The organism is Candidatus Hartigia pinicola (assembly GCA_020541205.1).
GTDB lineage: Bacteria > Pseudomonadota > Gammaproteobacteria > Enterobacterales > Enterobacteriaceae > Hartigia > Hartigia pinicola.
Map to the genome: position 1 here is coordinate 1,395,120 of CP048208.1, position 20,817 is coordinate 1,415,936.

General features: G+C 25.4%; 5 protein-coding genes and 1 tRNA gene. 3 read left to right on the forward strand and 3 right to left on the reverse strand.

Features of this window, described 5'->3' with window-relative positions; genetic code table 11:
* Positions 1-917: 917 nt before the first annotated feature.
* Both dnaJ and dnaK read right to left on the reverse strand, forming a co-directional pair.
* Positions 918-2,039 carry a molecular chaperone DnaJ gene (gene dnaJ, locus GFV14_RS02635; protein WP_457914125.1) on the reverse strand — a complete coding sequence of 374 codons (1,122 nt, stop codon included), beginning with the start codon at positions 2,037-2,039 and terminating at the stop codon, positions 918-920.
* A gap of 109 nt (positions 2,040-2,148) precedes the next feature.
* Positions 2,149-4,062 carry a molecular chaperone DnaK gene (gene dnaK / locus GFV14_RS02640; protein ID WP_457914126.1) on the reverse strand — a complete coding sequence of 638 codons (1,914 nt, stop codon included), beginning with the start codon at positions 4,060-4,062 and terminating at the stop codon, positions 2,149-2,151.
* Positions 4,063-6,732: 2,670 nt separating this feature from the next.
* On the opposite strand from dnaK, the gene tal reads away from it, so the two are divergent.
* From tal to pssA, 3 genes are all read left to right on the forward strand, one after another.
* A complete protein-coding gene (tal, locus tag GFV14_RS02645; protein ID WP_457914127.1) occupies positions 6,733-7,686 on the forward strand; it encodes a transaldolase in 954 nt (317 codons plus the stop codon).
* Between the two features lie 3,680 nt (positions 7,687-11,366).
* Positions 11,367-11,448, forward strand: a tRNA-Leu gene (locus GFV14_RS02650).
* 3,965 nt (positions 11,449-15,413) lie between these two features.
* Complete coding sequence (gene pssA / locus GFV14_RS02655) at positions 15,414-16,769, forward strand: CDP-diacylglycerol--serine O-phosphatidyltransferase (RefSeq protein WP_457914128.1); 1,356 nt, start codon at positions 15,414-15,416, stop codon at positions 16,767-16,769.
* Between the two features lie 3,345 nt (positions 16,770-20,114).
* Here the strand turns inward: pssA and GFV14_RS02660 are convergent.
* Complete coding sequence (locus GFV14_RS02660) at positions 20,115-20,816, reverse strand: ATP-binding cassette domain-containing protein (RefSeq protein ID WP_457914129.1); 702 nt, start codon at positions 20,814-20,816, stop codon at positions 20,115-20,117.
* Position 20,817: the final 1 nt, after the last annotated feature.

The following is a 20,817-nucleotide window of genomic DNA, read 5'->3' on the forward strand; positions in this document are numbered from 1 at the left end:
TGCTATTTCAATATTCACATCTAGTATATAATAAACACAATCGAACATGTTTTTACTTGAATACTCTGTGGTTATTTATATACTCATTCAGATAGTACAATGATTATTCGTATACACTAAATTATACAAATTCACCTTCTTATCTACAATACAATCTGATTGTAATTATAATGATATAATTTAGATAACTAGTTTTTACTGCAACATATCATTACATACTGAAAATTGTTTTATTTACATTACAAGATTTTCATGAACTTTATTTGAATTTTTATTTTTTGCAGGCACTAAGGATCGCTAAAGAATATTAGTATTCTCACACCTCTTACGAAGCATATTGATAACTGTATTTTAACACCTGATCTTGCTTACTTAACTATTATTTCTAATGATTTTTCTTTTCAAAAGTTTATAATACTAATATGCAAAATTCTTTTTAGAAACAGTTAGGATAACATTATTATTAATAAGCACGCTTGAATATACACGCAAGTATATATAACAAGTAAATATAAATTATTTTTTGTTAACATATATATTTTCGTTGTCTAAACAAAAAAGCTTAAAAGCTTCATCTTTTATATTTTCTTCATAACATTAATATTATAAACTTTATTCTATTAAAATAGAATCTATGAAAATAGTCATATTTAAACATTAAATCAGTTATTAAAAAATACGATATAATAAAAAAATAATAAAATTATCTATTTTAGATTAAGTGATTTTATTCTTTAATATTTCGAATATTCGATTAACAGTCAATTACATTGATACAATATTAATAAAGATCGCGTCAAATCTACAATAGCTTATTAACACTACAACATAGATGCAAAGCAATCAAAGATGTTAATAAAGATCGTTTTTAGAAAAAATACCTACTAATTCAGTAGGTATTTCCTAATTCATCTTTATTATTTATTAGTTAAATCATCAAAAAATTTTTTCACACCATCTAAAAAACTTTTAGAGCGAGGACTATTTTTTTCACCACTTGTGCCGCCTAATGATTCACCAAACTCTTTGAGTAATTTCTTTTGTTTTTCATTAAGTTTTACTGGCGTTTCAACAACAGTATGACACATTAAATCTCCCTGCAAACCACCACGAATAGATTTTACGCCTTTACATTTTATGCGGAAAATCTTACCTGTTTGAGTTTCAGGAGGAATTGTAAGTTTTACTCGACCATGAAGAGTGGGAACTTCCATTTCACCCCCTAGCGCAGCAATTGTGAAATTAATCGGTATTTCACAATGTAAATTATTGCCATCACGCTCAAAGATGTTATGTGGTAGTACTTGTATTTGGACAAAGATATCGCCTGATTGCGAACCTTTTTCTCCCATTTCACCTTCGCCAGATAAACGCACTCGATCCCCTGTATCAATTCCAGCAGGAATTTTAACAGATAAGGTTTTGTAGCATTTAACACGACCATGTCCATGACATTTATTACATAAGGTTTTGATCACCTTACCTCGACCATGACAAGTTGGACAAGGTTGTTGTACAGAAAAAAAACCCTGACGCATATGAACTTGCCCTATACCATTACAAGTCAAACACTTATCAGCACTAGTACCTGGTTTTGCACCACTTCCATAACAAATATCACAAGCTTCTAATGTCGGGATACGGATCTCTTTTGTTACTCCACGAACAGCTTCTTCAAGAGTTAAATCCATGTTATACTGTAGATCAGAACCACGGTTTGAGCGTTGTTGTCTTCGACCATTTCCAAAAATATCACCGAAAACATCTCCAAAGATATCACTAAAATCAGCACCACTACCTGCTCCGCTTTGTTCGAAGGCGGTATGACCATACTGATCATATGCAGCACGCTTTTTTTCATCAGAAAGTACTTCATATGCTTCTTTGATTTCTTTAAACTTCGCTTCTGATGCATCTTTATTATTCTGATTACGATCAGGATGATATTGCATTGCTAAACGCTTATATGCGCGTTTGACCTCTTTTGTAGAAGCATTTTTTGGGAGGGATAAAACCTCATAAAAATCTCGTTTTGCCATTGATTGTACCTTAACATGCCGACACAGGCGTAGAAACCACCCGACGCCTATGTCGGGTATCAGTAATCATTAATAACCATTAGCAAGGTCGCTGCAGCCGCGCAAGCCATTATTTTTTGGCTTTATCGTTCACTTCCTCGAACTCAGCATCAACAACATCGTCATCTTTTTTTGCTTTTATACTTGCATCAGAAGTACTAGCTTGAGCTTGTTGCTGTGAAATATCCAGAAGTTTAGCTGAAGCAGTAACTAAAGCACGGATCTTAGCTTCAATATCGGTTTTATCTTCACTTTTATTTGCTTCTTCAAGTTCAGATATTGCTTTTTCGATGTTAGTTTTATCTTCCGAGAGTAGCTTATCGCCAGCTTCTTTCATTTGCTTACGTGTACCATGAATCAATTGATCAGTTTGGTTGCGAACTTGTACTAACTCTTCAAATACACGATCAGCTTCTGAGTTTGCTTCTGCGTCATGCACCATGTTTTCAATTTCTTTATCAGTTAAACCTGAGGAAGCTTTAATAGTGATCTTTTGTTCACGACCACTATGCTTGTCTTTTGCAGAAACATGCAAAATACCATCAGCATCGATATCAAATGTCACTTCAATTTGTGGCATGCCACGTGGTGCAGGTTGGATACCATCTAAGTTAAATTGCCCCAATGATTTATTATCACTTGAACGTTTACGTTCACCTTGCAGAACGTGAATAGTCACAGCAGATTGATTATCATCTGCTGTTGAAAATACTTGACTATGTTTAGTTGGAATAGTTGTATTCTTCGTGATTAACGAAGTCATCACACCACCCATTGTTTCAATGCCTAAAGATAACGGAGTTACATCAAGTAACAAAACATCTTTAACATCACCAGATAATACGCCACCTTGAACAGCCGCGCCTATTGCAACAGTTTCATCTGGATTAACGTCTTTACGTGGTTCTTTACCAAAAAAATCAGCAACTACTTTTTGAACCATAGGCATGCGAATTTGTCCACCAACTAAAATTACATCGTCAATATCACCTACTTTTAAACCTGCGTCCTGCAAAGCAACTTTTACAGGCTCCATAGTACGTTTAATTAAATCTTCGACTAAAGACTCTAGTTTTGCACGAGTCACTTTAATATTCATATGCTTAGGGCCTATAGCATCAGCACTAATATATGGTAGATTAACATCTGTTTGTTGAGCAGAAGAAAGCTCGATCTTTGCTTTTTCAGCTGATTCTTTCAGTCGTTGCATTGCAAGTGGATCATTACGCAGATCCACACCTTGATTTTTCTTAAACTCATCCACTAAATAGTTGATTAAACGATTATCAAAATCTTCACCACCTAAATGCGTATCACCATTAGTTGCTAACACTTCATATGTTTTTTCTCCATTCACTTCATCAATTTCAATAATTGATAGATCGAATGTACCACCACCCAAATCATAAACCGCAATAGTACGATTACCTGTTTCTTTATCTAGCCCATAAGCCAAAGCTGCTGCGGTTGGTTCATTAATAATACGCTTAACATCTAAACCAGCGATACGCCCTGCATCTTTTGTTGCTTGACGCTGAGCATCATTGAAATAAGCAGGAACAGTAATAACTGCTTCTGTTATCGACTCACCCAAGTAATCTTCTGCTGTCTTCTTCATTTTTTTTAGCACTTCAGCTGAAACTTGTGGTGGAGCCATTTTTTTATTTTTCACATCTAACCAAACATCACCATTACCTGCTTCAATTATTTTATATGGCATAATAGCAACGTCACGCTGCACTTCTTCATCTTGGAAGCGACGGCCAATCAAGCGTTTAATCGCAAACAATGTATTTTCTGGATTAGTCACTGCCTGACGTTTAGCAGGTTGACCAATCAGAATCTCACCATCTTGTGTATATGCTATGATGGAAGGAGTTGTACGATCACCTTCACTGTTTTCAAGAACACGCGCAGTATTACCATCCATAATCGCAACGCATGAGTTTGTTGTGCCTAGGTCGATACCAATAATTTTACCCATCTAAACCGCCTCCAAAGGAATTTTTTATTCAATTTCAATACCAATCTATATGAGGCTTAATATTTCATTTTCAAGGGAGTTTTAGTGCTAGATAAAAATATTTTTGCTTTATACAATAATTTTCATTTATAACGAAGAATAGGTTAAAAATTAGAGAATCATTTCATTCATACATGCAATAGTTTAAAATTTTTATATTTTTTAAAAACAATTGTCTTGAAATGACAATTGCATTAAGACATACTACGGAAAATTTTCTAACAACTTAAATGAAAAAAGTCTACAACTCTATATCAATTTAAATGTTAATATTTTACTAAAGATACTATATAATTAGGAAAGAAAATGTGTATAAAGTTTTTATGCACTAATCTCTGTTTTTAAATAAATTGTTAATAGAATTAATTCTCTTCTAGCATTTCCAACAAAATACCTCACATATTATTATTTTAAGTTATGTAAAACTATTTAAAAAAAATAAAAGAAAGATTTTCTAAATGTAGACATTAAAATATTTTCACAGATAACATTTTCATTAATTAACATGTTAATATAAATATTATAATCATTAATAAGCAATTATTTTTAATACTATTGTAGCTTCTGAAAAACTATAATATGAATACAACACTTACTAAAATAACATACACGTAGCATTAGACACAGGATGTGTTTAATAAAAAATAGCATATAAAGTACATTGCTATCTTTAATTTTGCATCAAATAATACTTATCTAAATGAAAATCTATTTAAAATGATTAGTTGAAAAAATAAAACATTGTCGCATAATACGTGCTATATTACTGATAATATCAAAATATTAATATTCTATGTACTCTACACTTTGCGTATATGCATTAAGTATATTACAGACGTAACACACATTAAATAGACTCAAATATCACTAAAATATAAAAAACAGTAATATTTATTTAAATATCTGTTTTCATTTTTTCAATTTAACATGAATTATTTTCTATGACGTGACGAAAAATACTAAAACACCTCTTAAAATAACGATTTTAATAAAGTATAAAACCCTACAAAAGTATGAAAAAAATAATTTTTGATGAAATGGAGGCGGTAGTAATAAATGAGATCGTCATTAATAATTCTGCAATTAAAATATCTATTAGAAAAATTTCAACATAATTTTACATTTTTTTATCATTTTAATATCTTAAAGATCCAGAAAATAAAAGAACACTTTTACTCGTTGTAATCTAAAGTTGTAGTATTTCATATTAGTGTAACTAATGAATATTTATAATCTAAAATCAACTTAGCTCTATATGATATGCAAGAAACAATAAAGAGTATTAGGATACATGAAAAAACATTCTAGGATACATAATTTCAATGCTTGATGTAAGTTAAAATTTTTAAAAAACATAAGAATAACAATTAATAAACAGCAATATCATGTATCTATTCAAATAGATATAGTTTGCTTTTCTTTATAACTTAATAGATACATACAAAACAGATACTATCTAAAACTAGAGGACATTCGATCGTTACTTACAATGCACTATCAATCGATATTAATCGCCTAAAAAATTTAAAATAAATAATAAATAAACTTTAATGAATTTATTTTAAATCATAATACAGTGAGCCAATCAACAAGATTGTTATATAAAACTTAATGATTTTGTCATCTTTTATATTTTTTATTAAGCTCAAGAAATATTGCATTATACTATTAAGTTTTGGCATTTTATTAATAGATTTAAAATACGCATCTGATACAAAATTCACGAGAGTATAGTTAGATTTAGTTACTAAAACGTTATTAATTAAATCTTGAAGAAGATCTTACAGAACTTCATAGATAATCTTTACCATTCGAATTAATGAAACGAGATTTATTCGCGACCATAGGATTTAATGACATTCAATAAATAATCCATGGAATTTTAGCAGAGTCAGTAAGCATTAGTATGGAAATTTAACATTTTCAACGAAAAATATTTTTCTTATTATCATGCATATCGTTAAATATTATCTTTTAATACTCAAAAGCCGAACCTACTTTTCTAAAATAGAAATATAAGTATTTCTATACACAATAGCGTTAATTTTTCTGCGAACTTATTCCTAATATTTAAGAGATTAAGAATATTATTTTGTGTCTAAAAATTATAGAAGCATAAATAAATTATTTTTATGTATTCAGTGCTGAAGAATATCTAAACTTCATTTTTTATCAAAGATAAATAAATTATTTATTATTGATTTTTTAAAAAAGTAAAATAGTAAATTTCACAATATAATCTTCATTCAAATAATTCATAGTATTTTATAAAAAAAATATTTTTATATTTTAAACTTAAAATAATACAATTGATATTCTTAATGTAGTAATATAACTCAGTTATCGAAATGATTTAAATATCATAAAATTTATGTATGAGCATGTTATGTGGCGACTGAATGTAATATCAACACTAATAAATAAAATGATTATATATCCATACCAGTATAATATTTTCAAACTAAAATTCAATTTAAAAAATGCAATTTAAATTTAAAAAGTAAAACGATCAAATATTAATTAATTTCTTATGAATAAATTGTAATTTCTTGCAATAACTTAAATGCACGATACTATTATTATACGGAGCAACTTTTACCTACATTCCTTTATGATAACGAGATTCAAGAAATGACTGATAAATTAAGTGCTTTACGTAATCTAACCACCATTGTAGCTGACACTAGTGATATTGAAGCTATAAAACTTTATAAACCACAAGACGCAACAACTAACCCTTCTTTAATTTTAAATGCAGCCAAAAACCCTGAATATTGTACATTGATTAATGAAGCAATTGAGTCGGCACGTAAGACAACCAGTAATCTTGAACAGAAAATAATAACTGGCTGTGACAAATTGGCAGTTAACATCGGTTTAGAGATCTTAAAATTAATTCCTGGCCGTATTTCTACTGAAATTGATGCACGTTTATCTTATGACCAAGAGGCGTGCATCACCAAAGCTCGCCATCTGATCAGACTGTATAACGACGCTGGTATCAAAAATGATCGTCTTCTAATCAAACTAGCTTCAACTTGGCAGGGTATTCGCGCAGCAGAAACTCTAGAAAAAGAAGGTATTCATTGTAACCTAACTTTAGTATTTTCTTTTGCTCAAGCGCGTGCATGTGCTGATGCAGGCGTTTTCCTTATCTCTCCTTTTGTTGGCCGTATCCTAGATTGGTATAAATTACATACCAATAAAAAAGAGTTTTCTCCGCAAAAAGATCCAGGTGTAATTTCAGTCACGAAAATTTATAATTATTACAAATCACATGGATATAAAACAATTGTTATGGGTGCAAGTTTTCGCAATATTGGCGAAATTTTAGAATTAGCAGGTTGTGACCGCCTAACTATCTCCCCAGAATTGCTTCAAGAATTGTCTAAATCACGAGGTGAAATTATTCGTAAATTAACCTACCCTAATAATGTAAAAAAACCTAAAGATAAATTGACAGACGCTCAGTTTTATTGGCAGCATAATGAGGATCCAATGGCAGTTGATAATTTGGCTAATGGTATTTGTAAATTTGCACGTGACCAAGCCAAACTAGAAAAGATATTTTCAGAACTTTTATAGTTGTTATTAGCATTACTAATTTCCAAAAATTTATAATATATACAATACTATCAATTGCTATTAATTGCCAAATTGAAAATCTAGCGCTTTCATATCATAACTGAGATAAAAATTTCTTTTTATTTTTATGATATAGATATAACATTACATTCTAAATATAATAACTTAATCATCCAGTAAAAAGTTACTGGATGATGGAATATTTAATCAATCAATGAATATAAACAATACATAAATTAAAACAAACTACTAACATTATATCCAATTTATATTTTTATTATTCATTATGATAAGTTATATTTACTAGATTTAGTAATTACTTATTTTACCTATGTTGCACAGTAAAACAATATCGCTATATTATAGTAATATAAATTTTTAAAAAAATTAGTTATGAATTAATTTTGGCTAAATTTATTACTTATATAATATAAAACTTTTTTAAATGAGAACTTACTTGACATCTAAAATTTATTAAAATTTAATTAATTATCACTATTTTAACAATGAGAATATTCCATTTACCATGTACCTTGTCTTTAAAACCTCATTCAAAAAAATGATAGAGTTATTATAAATAAATATAATCACAAGAAAATAGATAAATGTTTGTTATCAAGAAGATAAGTCCATAAACTAGTCAATTTTAGTATGTTTTAAACTACTAATTGTAAACTATTACATAGTCAGTTTATAGTGAGACTAATAATTCACATTACATAAAGAAGATAAAAATTATTTAAATCATATTAAAACGTATTGTACGTACATCAGCATAAAAACGCGAAAATAGTAAAATTACATATATTACTATAAAATAGTTATATAATAAATTACACTAATATTTTAGTAAAATGATTTCAAAAAAATTGATACACAAATACTCTTAAACATAGAATATAACGTAGCCAAAGAACCATTGTACTTATTAAATTTTATTAAAATTATACCTACCGTACAATATTAAACTTTACGATTTATATTAATGAATCCTTACTAACAAAGAAAATAATAATAAATAATTAACAAATAATTGAAATAATATAGTCATAAACTAAACGTATAAGTAAAAAATTATACTAGCTTATTATTATCTTAAATTTTAAAGGTGTACGCCGCTTACCAATGTTTTCTTATCTTGATAACGAATTTTAAATTTCTTTTCATCTTATTTTTCTTTTCTTTGCGTTTTTACATGGTCGTGTTGATAATCTTAATTTATTCATCTGAGATTCAGCAAAGAATATAGTATTTAAACTAAGAGAATCAACAATACGAATTTTCATGAGATTTTCGGTGTAACGCATAATTTTATAAATAAAGGACAAACATGTGATGAAATCAGTAAAATTTTACTGGCTATTTAACCGATGTAGATTTACATCACTCAACATGATGACGAAAAACATCACTAATATATAGTAGATGAAAATTGAAATATAGCTAATATTGTTAAATATCTAAAATATGATATAATATAAGTTACGATATAAACTTTTACTTTTCTAATTACCAGCACAGTATATAGCATTTGACTATCAATAACTGCATCTTCAAAATAACACAGCTCGATAGCTGCATCACAGCATAATTTTATCACTTCACGAAAACGATTGTATTTACGTACATACATGATTAAATATTATCATCCTATTCTATTAGATAATAGAATACGATTTTTTATATACTAAATCTTTAACCGATAATAAAATTATTAATTTTTTTACATTCACAAGGAAAGCATTCTATATCCATTTCTCCATTTCAATAGAATGTTTTAAAATGCACTCCGTAAAGTCAGAGAGCAACATATTTTAACATAGTACAATAATATGAGTTGCTTATAAAACGCAGTTATCTCTAAAGTAATTTCAATATAATTTTAATAACTTTTACAAATAATATATGATCAGTTTCATCAAAATAAGAACTTTTGACTGTACGATAGTTAAAGCTCTCTTCTTTAATATCTTAAAAAACTCAAGAGATAGTCACAAAAATAATATATTAGTTTTTTGTGAAAAATGTTTAGTACTTCAGATCAGTAACATCACTAATAATTTTAGCAATATCTAGATCATTCTATACACATTATTTGTACTGATTGTATAATTTATGTCGTTAATTCACATATAAATGTTAATAGAAAAACTAGTGCAGTACTTGATGTATTTCTTACTCACTAGTAAATATTGAATAACAGGAGTAAAATTGAAAAAATTATTCCTATTCCGGTTAAGAGGTTGAACATCAAGATTCACAACTATTCATTGTAATAAAAATATGAGATTTTATATTGTAATTAAATATTTATACTTTTATTTAACAACACGTTTATTAAACTTTCATTTACTTCAAGTTAAAGATGTAGTTAAAAAATAAGATATTTATATTTTAGAAATAATTCTAAATTATTTACTAAACATTTATTTATTAATAATCTATACCTACTTTATCTGTTAGTAGATAGAATTGTCATAATACTATGTTACTTTTTAATAAAAAGTACTAAGAACATGTTTAAGAATTCTTATTTATCAGAAAAAATATTAAAACAATAAACTAAACCGACAATTTAAAATTTTACTAGCATTTAAAATATAACGATATTTTTCTGAAAATTAATTCCTACATTCAAAAACTTCATGCTTCAAAATTACATTAAAATATATAAATATATTAGACGCGTCTACATTAAAGAGAAAATTAAAATATAACCAATAGTCTCTTTATTTTTTTTACTTATATTACTATTATTCGCTATAAAATGCATTACGAAAATAAGTGATTGCCATACGGTCTAAAATTATCACAACATAGTTTTATCCTTGATATTATTTATTACTATTTAGATTACATAAGGTCAATTTTAAAGTATGTCCTGTTATAGAACATTAATATACTAAAATTTTAATTCATGATATCGTAATCTTTTTAAGAAATATATTTATTAATTTTCTTTATAAATAATCACAGTAATTATGTGAATCTTTTAATTAGTGTTAACATTAAACCTGTGAGAACTATATTTTCGTGCTTACTACAGTAAGGTAAACTTTGTTTCTAACGGGATTGTCTTTCTAAAACTTAAAGTTAATATACGATCACTCACACTAAGCAATGCACTTGATCGCGAGTACCACTGACAACCGTTTTACAATGATAGAATATTAGACAACACTTCATAAATGTCTTAACTGATCGAAGATGTGTATATTTTCTTCTTAAAGAAGAAGGAAATATATTCAAACATATCTAAACTTAGATCACTACTATAAGCTGATCATCATCATGATATAATGTATGCACAATAATATTTAAAATTTCTAAATAAAATTTCAGATCAAACATTAATAAAAGTAAAATTTCTAATTTCTACTCACTAGCTTTAGAGAAATTTAGTATCAATATCTTATCTATTTTGATATCTTATCAAAATAGATATGCACTAAAAAATAACTACTATATAGTTTATAAGTTTACAATCAGTGACCCACTTAACTCAGCACATCTTTATAATAATATAAATATATTCTGTAGATTAAAAAATAGTTCAACATTCAATATGAAATTTTTATTCATATTATTAATAATTTAAAAGCTAATTTTTAAGATATATATTGCTAATCTCAGATAGATGAATATAATCACACATTATTTAATAAATAATCATTTTTTATGCCGAAGTGGCGAAATAGGTAGACGCAGTTGATTCAAAATCAACCACTTTCGAGTGTGCCGGTTCGAGTCCGGCCTTCGGCATAAAAAATAATGAATATGTTTATATTTGCTATCATAATTCTGCAAAGTCGTCCCCACTAATCAGTCTTAAAAAGACTAATATCAATAAATCTCTATGACGGAAGAATCTATACTAAAAAAGATCAATTATAATTTTTATAGTGATTTTCAAATGCCTTCAAACATTATTATATATATTACTTAAAATATTCTCATAAATTGCACTTGACTCAAAAAACGAAAACTCACAAGACCTTAATAACTTTTTCTATAAAATGTAAAGTTAGTAACTAATAGGATAAACTATCTATTAATTTTTACCTACAAGTACTAGAATACTACTCTTCTAAAATTTTAAAAAAAGTAATCAAAAATAGCAAAAGACTGCTAAATCATAAAAATATAAATAACTTAGCTCATATTAAAATAATCAAAATTCTTACATAATTATCACGATCGCAGACAACTGAAATAATTAGGGATATAAATATTCTCACTAAAAGTTATGATGCAGCTCAAAATCTGACAGAATGAAATAGAACATCACGATAGATAAGAAAAGTGAATGCAATCCTATAAGTATAACTTTAACGGATAACTTTATAACAAATCTTGATGCTATCAGCTTATGAAAATATCAATGACTTACGTAAATACTATTTTATTACATGGCGTTATACAAATTTTTTATTTTAAATTAATATGTATTATATACTAAAAAAAGTCATTTAAATCTCGAAATCCCAATAGACTTAATGCTCTTTATTTCATATTTAAATAGATAATTTATGAACTATCTATATACTTATCTAAAAATATTTTAAAATCTTAGATAACAAAAGGTAATCTTTGAATATTCAGTGCATTAATTAAACTGATATCTATTTTAAATATCTCTTAAAAAAATAAAACCTCTCACTGATACTGCAGTTAAGAATATCACACATCTAAATAAATCTCATGCATTAATGAACAGTGTATTATGGCTCGTATTTGTTAACAAACACCCATTAATGAAAATTTTCGACTAAACATACCTATGTGCTTTTAAAGAGAAAGTAGTAAAATTACCTGATATCTTAATATGTATCTTACGAATATTTATAAAAAAATTAAAATAAGGAATCTTATTACTAACGATATTTATTTCAGCACAAAAAAAATGGAAAAACGTGACATAACAAAAGAGTGAGCAGAATTATTACTCCAAACAATACCGATCGTCATTAACATAAAAAAATTAAAATAAACAAAAAACATTTACTACGCAACTAAGAACCTCAAGGATAATAGCATTTTACTATTCCTAATAGTATTATATAACTAAATTTAAAACTGAATACTTTCTTAAATAAGTTTAAATAGTAGAGTATTATAAAATTTTTCAATATTATTACGTTTACAGTATCTTATAATTAAGATTTTGTATTATTTAGTAAAACTCGACGTGCTTAGTTATTATACTAAGCACAATATAAATAATAAAATTTATCATAATCAATAGGCTACATAAAGTGATATTAAATCTTAAACACATATATTTTTTAAAACTTATTTAACACTCTTACTGCATAACAGAAAAACAATCAGTATTAGTTTCGCAAATTGAATGCAAGTATTTAAAAAATTGTCACAGTTATTGACAGATTTCGTACTATTGTGCAGTTAACTAAATGTAGATATAATAAAATAACTTATAAAGGATTATATTGACAGTGCTGAATAATATATATTAATCTAAAAGCATTACACAGTATAACTATTATTTAATAGCAGATTTATTCATATATATAAATAATATTTATGTAAACTATCAACTATTAAATTTCAATATTTCTCATTGTAATATTTAATTGATTATGATAAAATTTTTATATTAAATTTCATCTTATATAAAATTTAATATCGTTAATTTCAATTATATCATCACACATTTTCAAACGGTTTACATACTTTTAAATTTTTTCAAATTAATAGTTGTAACAATCATCACAACTTGCTCATACATTTTAAAAATGATCTTACTAATGATGTTTTATATACAAACTTTAACGGGCTTGAATTAGCTTCTAATGTCTTTTTTAAGATTTTAAAATTTATATCAAATACTAGAGTTCGTTTTGTTAGCCACTATATTTACAGTGATAAAAAATTATAAACATATTATAAATAAGTAATTAAAGTCGCATGTATTTTCATCTTTTTGAGTAACAAAAAATTTAATTTTTGCAATATATTTTTACTGAGATAATCATTATATACTTTTATTTTACGTATATACATAAACATAATAATGTTTAAAAGAGTTTTTGACGGTTTTGAACCTTACATGATTCAAAAAAAATTATAGTAATTTTAATACAATTGTATTTTACATACAGGTCTTAAATCCCTGTTATAATAAATTTATTATTTTTATAAGGCTAAAAACAGAATAACTTAGTGTATCAATATCATAAGAAAGTTTATTCTAATCTATCTTACTCTAATTAATGTTATTTAAATACGACAACAAACAAAAAATATTGTACAAGTCAAAATACTGAATAATACTAAAGACGCTCTCTTTTCGAAATTTTAATTGCTAATCAATCTACATACTAAGTTTTTAAATCCAAAAATAGACACATATTTAACGTTGATTAATATATAAAATACTTAGTCCCTCTAAATTATTGAAACGTTTTTGTAGTTAACAATATTTAAGAAAAACCTATAAGTATCTCAAAAAATATTTTTTACATCCTATTTCTTTAAAATTACAGTATACTAATATTAAGTAACATCTATAATTAAAGATGTTACGCATTTCTTGTGTAATAACAAATAAGTAAATAAAGTTACTGCAACGATTATAGAAAAATATTCAGTAACATCTTAAGTAGATTAATGTAAACCCCTTACTGATTCAAAACATCATAGTTTATTTATAGTACAAGAATCATGAATCATAATTGAATAAAATTGTATTGTTAATATATGTTAATTTTTTTATTAAAAATGTAGTATATAATATCGAAAGAAAATTAAAACAACTTTATACTTATCACTAACTTATTTAATATTAAGCTAATGTCTTATGATTGACACTATTCAAAAATGTAAAATTTAATTACAAAGCACATAATCACCTTTAAATATTTTACATTTAACAAAATTCCCTTTTAAAATGTCTGGCTTTATATTATTTACGCAAATATTGCATTTTTAAATATATATATCTTACTTATTTTTATGAAAAAATTATTTTATTCAAAATCTTAACAACATTCTTAAAACTTAAATATAACTTAAAATGAAATCTAAGATTGATTATTTTAATATCATACATATAGGTTTAAAAAGAAAATATATTTGACAGTGATCTGGATCATTTACTGCAGTCAATATAACTAGAATATAAATCGCTATCAAAATCGTTTCTTGTTCGAATGACTAAAAAATATGTATTATCTCTCTTCAGACTAAAGTATAATTCTTAAGTTAACTGATATAATAATCTTACGAAAATAATCTAAATTAATTATAAATTCTATATAGTAAAATACTAATTTTTAAAATCAAAAATGGTTTTGACAATGTCAATATAACACGTATGATCTTAAATAATAGTAATTAAGAAATGAAATATTCGGTTTTTGTAATTTTTAAAATTATCAGATTAATTTTTAGTTATGAATTAATGAATAAATTACTAGATTATACTGACTCTTATTAAGATCAAGAATCTTAATGTAACAACCACGCTTGAATATCATAATATGAGAAATTTAGTTTAAATATGAATATAACATCAATTTTCGATTTAAAATAGATTGGTAACATATTACTATATTTATAAGAAATCAACAATCTACACTTTTAAAAAGATAATAAAATTTAATTCATTCTAATAGTTAGACTAAATCTGTTAATATGCATAACTTATTCATCGATGCACATAAAGTAATTCACCATTGCACTCATAAGAGATAATTCACACTGTAATGTTATTAAAATTCAAACAAGCAACACATCAGCAATATTTAGCTAATTTACCTAAATTATCATTATCTATTTCTGATGTTAAAACGTTATATAAGACAGAGGATTTTCGTAATGCTCTTCTTGAACAAATTTCTATTGCTAAACATACTATCTATATCACGGCCTTATATTTAGAGAAAGACGATGCAGGAAAAGATATTTTTCATGCATTATATACAGCAAAACAAGCTAATCCATTATTAGAAATTAAAATTCTTGTTGATTGGCATCGTGCCCAACGAGGCAGAATTGGGTCAGTAGTTAATTTAACTAACGCAGATTGGTATTATAATGTTTCACAACAGTATCCTAGTTTAGATATTCCAGTTTATGGCATTCCCGTGAATACAAGAGAAGCTCTAGGTGTATTACATCTAAAAGGTTTTATATTTGATGATACATTACTCTATAGTGGTGCAAGCATTAATGATGTTTATCTGCAACGTCATAATAAATACCGATATGATAGATATCAACTTATTAAAAATGAAAAATTAACTACTTCTATGAAATATTATATTGATAATTCATTATTAAAATCTAACGCTATTCACCGTTTAAACATTTACAACAGACCAAAAACTGCCGAGTTTAAAACGACTATCAAGCCATTCCGACTCTCATTAAGAGAGAGTGCATATATTTTTACAGGTAATGCATCTAACAGTGAACTTGCAGTTACACCACTAGTTGGTCTAGGTAAAAGAAATGAACTTAATTGTACTATTACTCATTTAATGAGCGCAACTGAAAAGAAACTAACTATTTGTACACCTTATTTTAACCTACCAGTAGTATTAGTTAGAATTATTAGTCACTTACTCCGAAAAAATAAGAAAATAGAAATTATTATTGGTGACAAAACTGCTAATGATTTCTATATACCCCCTGAAGAACCATTTAAAATTATTGGGGCTTTACCTTATCTTAATGAAATTAATTTACGCCGTTTTATTAGTCAATTTCAAAAATATATTGATAATAAACAATTAATTATTCGTCTCTGGAAAAATAACAACAACACTTATCACTTGAAAGGTCTATGGATAGATAACATTTGGCAATTAATCACAGGAAACAACTTAAATCCTCGTGCTTGGACACTCGATCTAGAAAATGCTGTACTTATCCATGATCCAGATCAAGAAATGCAAGAACAACGTCATTATGAACTTGAGTGTATTCGTAAACATACCAAAATAATTACTCACCATTGTGAATTAGATAATATTGAAGCTTATCCAATAAAAGTTAAAAAACTCATTCGTAGTCTACTACGCACACGAGTAGATAGATTAATCAGTCATATATTATAATAAAATTTTTATTTAAATTCTATATAAAAGAGTTCTCCTATCTTATATATAAGTCGCAAGTATAGCTACTAATTCACAGAAACAATGAAAATTACCAGTTTTTACTGATAACTAACTCTTATACAAAACACAAAAGTAACTCTTACTGTTTATATCAAAATCTATAAAATAAGTTTATTTAATTTAGCTAACACTTGGGGATATATAGAAATATATATATAAATATTATAAATATATCTAACAATCAATTTTATCAATATCCTATGAAGACTCACTATATTAATATTTGTATTCTAAACAATAAGATCGTTTTCTATTTTCTTACATTATAATTTAGACAATTTTAAAATTACCTAAATACACTTCACAAAATAGCAAAATAAGGTATTGAATTTAATAAATATAAAATTACAACTTTAAAACCTCTTATCATAATAGGGTTATGATAAGATTAAAATATTCAACAACGTTCTTCAAACTGTGAAGAAATTTATTTTTCTTAATTTATTCTAAACTAGCTATTACAAACTATTTTCAACAGTAGCATTATTATTACTAGAATAATGTAATAATATCTAATAAAACTTTCACAGGAAAGATATGTTTCATAAGACTACAAAAGTCACTAACAATAATCATTTTTACATCTCAAATTATAGAATAAGTCATAACTTATCTTGCTAATAATTAAAATATCAATAAAATATAATCATCAAAAAATACTTCCTATCGTTTTTCACAATGCAGTTTACTCTGACACAATCAGATTATTATATTACATTTATTTTTAGAATTGTTATTCTATTACCTATAGATCTGCTATCTCAAAAAAAATTAAAAGTGACTAAATCTATTGATAATCTCTGACTAAAAATCTAAAATATATTTAGAATGTCACAACTCAGTGAAACTTAATTTGTTTTCTATAATTTCCCTCGTGATAAGATAAAAATCTTTTTAATATATTAATTAATAATACTTAAAACTGTACACAAAAACAGTTTAAATCACTTAAATCAAGTAAATATTTCCTTTTGATATTATTATATTTTAGTTGTGTTAGTTATTATTGTCAGAAATTAGTATTGAATATACACAACACTTATTAAGCCTTAAAAATCCCACTATTAATAATTACTCTAAATTTTATTTTAGACTATACTCCTTATCTATCATTCTCACATTATAATATTCATAATAAGAACAATGTTAACCAACCTTTTTAATAAAGTTTCAATAACTAAAAAGATTTTGTTTGTAATATATGCATAAATTATTCATGAAAACAAACCTTTAATTTTAAAAGAAAAAAATAATTTTTCTAAATTAAAATTAACGTTTAATGAAGAAACTACATTTTAATAATTCTAAGTGTTTTAAACACAAAATATCACATATGTCGCGCAGATTATTAACAAAATAAATAATAAAATACTTTACTTCAAACTACTGACTGCATTATGTCAAACTAAATAAAATTTACTTATTACATATTACTGTATTATATCAATAAATTTACATTTCAGTTAACTGTCATTTTACAATTATCAATCTAACCTAACACATTGATACATATAGTAATTTTAGAGAATATTTATAATTTTTAGTTGCCGATAACTAAATAAATAAAAATACTTAAAGTCTAAAGCTTAGGTGATAATTCTTGAAAGATGCATATTAAACATTCACTAAAAAATTACCAAGTAAAATAGAATACAAAAAAGAAAATAAAATACTTAAATAATATTAAAAATATATTACAGCATCAAACTAGAAAACCGAGATTTAAATACAAAAAGTTTAACGATCATTATATGAATAAAATATTAATTTTTATTAAATAATCTACAATAATGTTTGCTAAAATTTATAACTGTTAATATTATTAAACATAAAATTTAATAAATAAATAAAATAATTATTAAAATAATACCTGCAAGTCATAATGTGTATCAATCATAATCGTTTAGTTATTAAAAAACATCACTAAACAAAATATTTACCTTTTTACTACAGGTATGAACACAATATGTTCCTATATCTTTAAGAGAACTGAATCATAACAAACACTAATTTTTAGAGATTGATCATGACATGTTAAGCATATAATATCCATGCTTATTATTACCCTTTATTCTCTATTAGGTAAAATCTACAAAGTATACTGACGATAATCTAAACAATTGTATAGTTTTAATATAGTATTAAATACAATTAAATAATCACGCACTAGATCATTCGATACTTATATATCAATTAAAAAATAAATATTTAATTATGATATTGATTTATTTGAAACATGAATAAATTTTTATATTTTTAGATATTAACAATGACTTCTTGAATAATTATAAATATTATATTTTAATTTTTATATCTTATTGAATTAATTTTTTCATCTATTAGATTTATTAACAATCCTAAACGTTTTAATAATTGTATATTTATGTAATGTACAGTATTATATAATTATATAAATGTAACTGAAAATAAATACTTATTATTTCGTTTCAATAAAATTGTAAAAACACTATATAATATATTTTAAGATAATAAATTTTCTTTAAAATAATAATATATATTATAGTCAAAGATATTTTCAATTTATTTTTAAATATAGTAATACTTATAAAATTTTCTATAATATTAATTAACAATTTTAAATTACTATTTACGAATAATTAGTAATTATATTATTACTAAGTTATTTAAGTAATTAATATATAAAAGATTACTTAGTGATCATAGATTATAATCTATATTGTATATAAATTTAACTTTATTATTTTATAAGATATATATAGTTAAAATAATTTTAATAAAAAAATATCTAAGATTATATCAGACTTAATAATATATTTAAGTATTAGACTAAATAAAAATTTACATTTAATTTATATTACACTCTAACTATTAATTAATAAAATCAACATAAAATAATTCATAGAAACATCGATTAAAAGATAAATTTCAAAATCAGTATAATATTAAGAATAAATTTCGAAGTTTAATTATCATAATTATTCTTAAAATATACGGAAGTTTATTTAACAATTTAGAAAAGTATTTTATATTAAACTAAATATTATGTGTTTTATTTTAATTAATAACTCAAATCAATAGAATATTTAAAAAATAATAAATAATCTTAATATAAAAGTATTCTTAAATGTAAGTAAATAATTTCTCATAACAGTATGTTAAAATTCATTTAATCATATTTTATATGATATTCAACGTATTTAAATTAATATGATATATTAATAAATAATAATAGAATAAATTTATTTATAATAACAAACAGAACTCATTTGAGTTTATTAATATTTTCTATTTATTAAATAATCATCCACCAAAATAAGCATTATAAACCGCTTTATTTTTTAGTAATGCCTTTCCACTATCTTCTAATACAATACGCCCATTTTCGAGTACATAGCCACGATCTGCAAGTCTCAATGTCTGCCTTGCATTTTCCTCTGCAAGGAGAATAGTCATACCCTCTTTTTTTAATTTTTGAATAATCTCAAAAATTTGTATAATAATCGTTGGCGCTAAACCTAAAGAAGGTTCATCAAGTAAAAGTAATTCTGGTTGACTCATTAATGCTCGGCCAATAGCAAGCATTTGTTGTTCACCGCCTGACATGGTACCTGAACGTTGGGCACGACGCTCGTATAAACAAGGAAATAATACATATACACGTTCAAGACGTTTTTGATATTTCTCGCTATTAGAAAAAAAACCGCCAATAGCTAAATTCTCTTCAACAGTCATGCGAGAAAATACACATCGACCTTCGGGTACAATAGCAATATTTTCACGCATAATTTTAGCTGTAGGAAGTGCTGTAATATCTACATTTCGGCATAGAATTTTTCCTTCTGAAGCGCGGGGATTCCCACACAAAGTATTCAATAAAGTTGTCTTACCTGCACCATTTGCACCGATTAAAGTAACTATTTCCCCTTGTTGAATATTTATACTAATCTTATATAATGCTTGAATTTTTCCATAAAAAACAGATACTTGTTTAAATTCTAACATT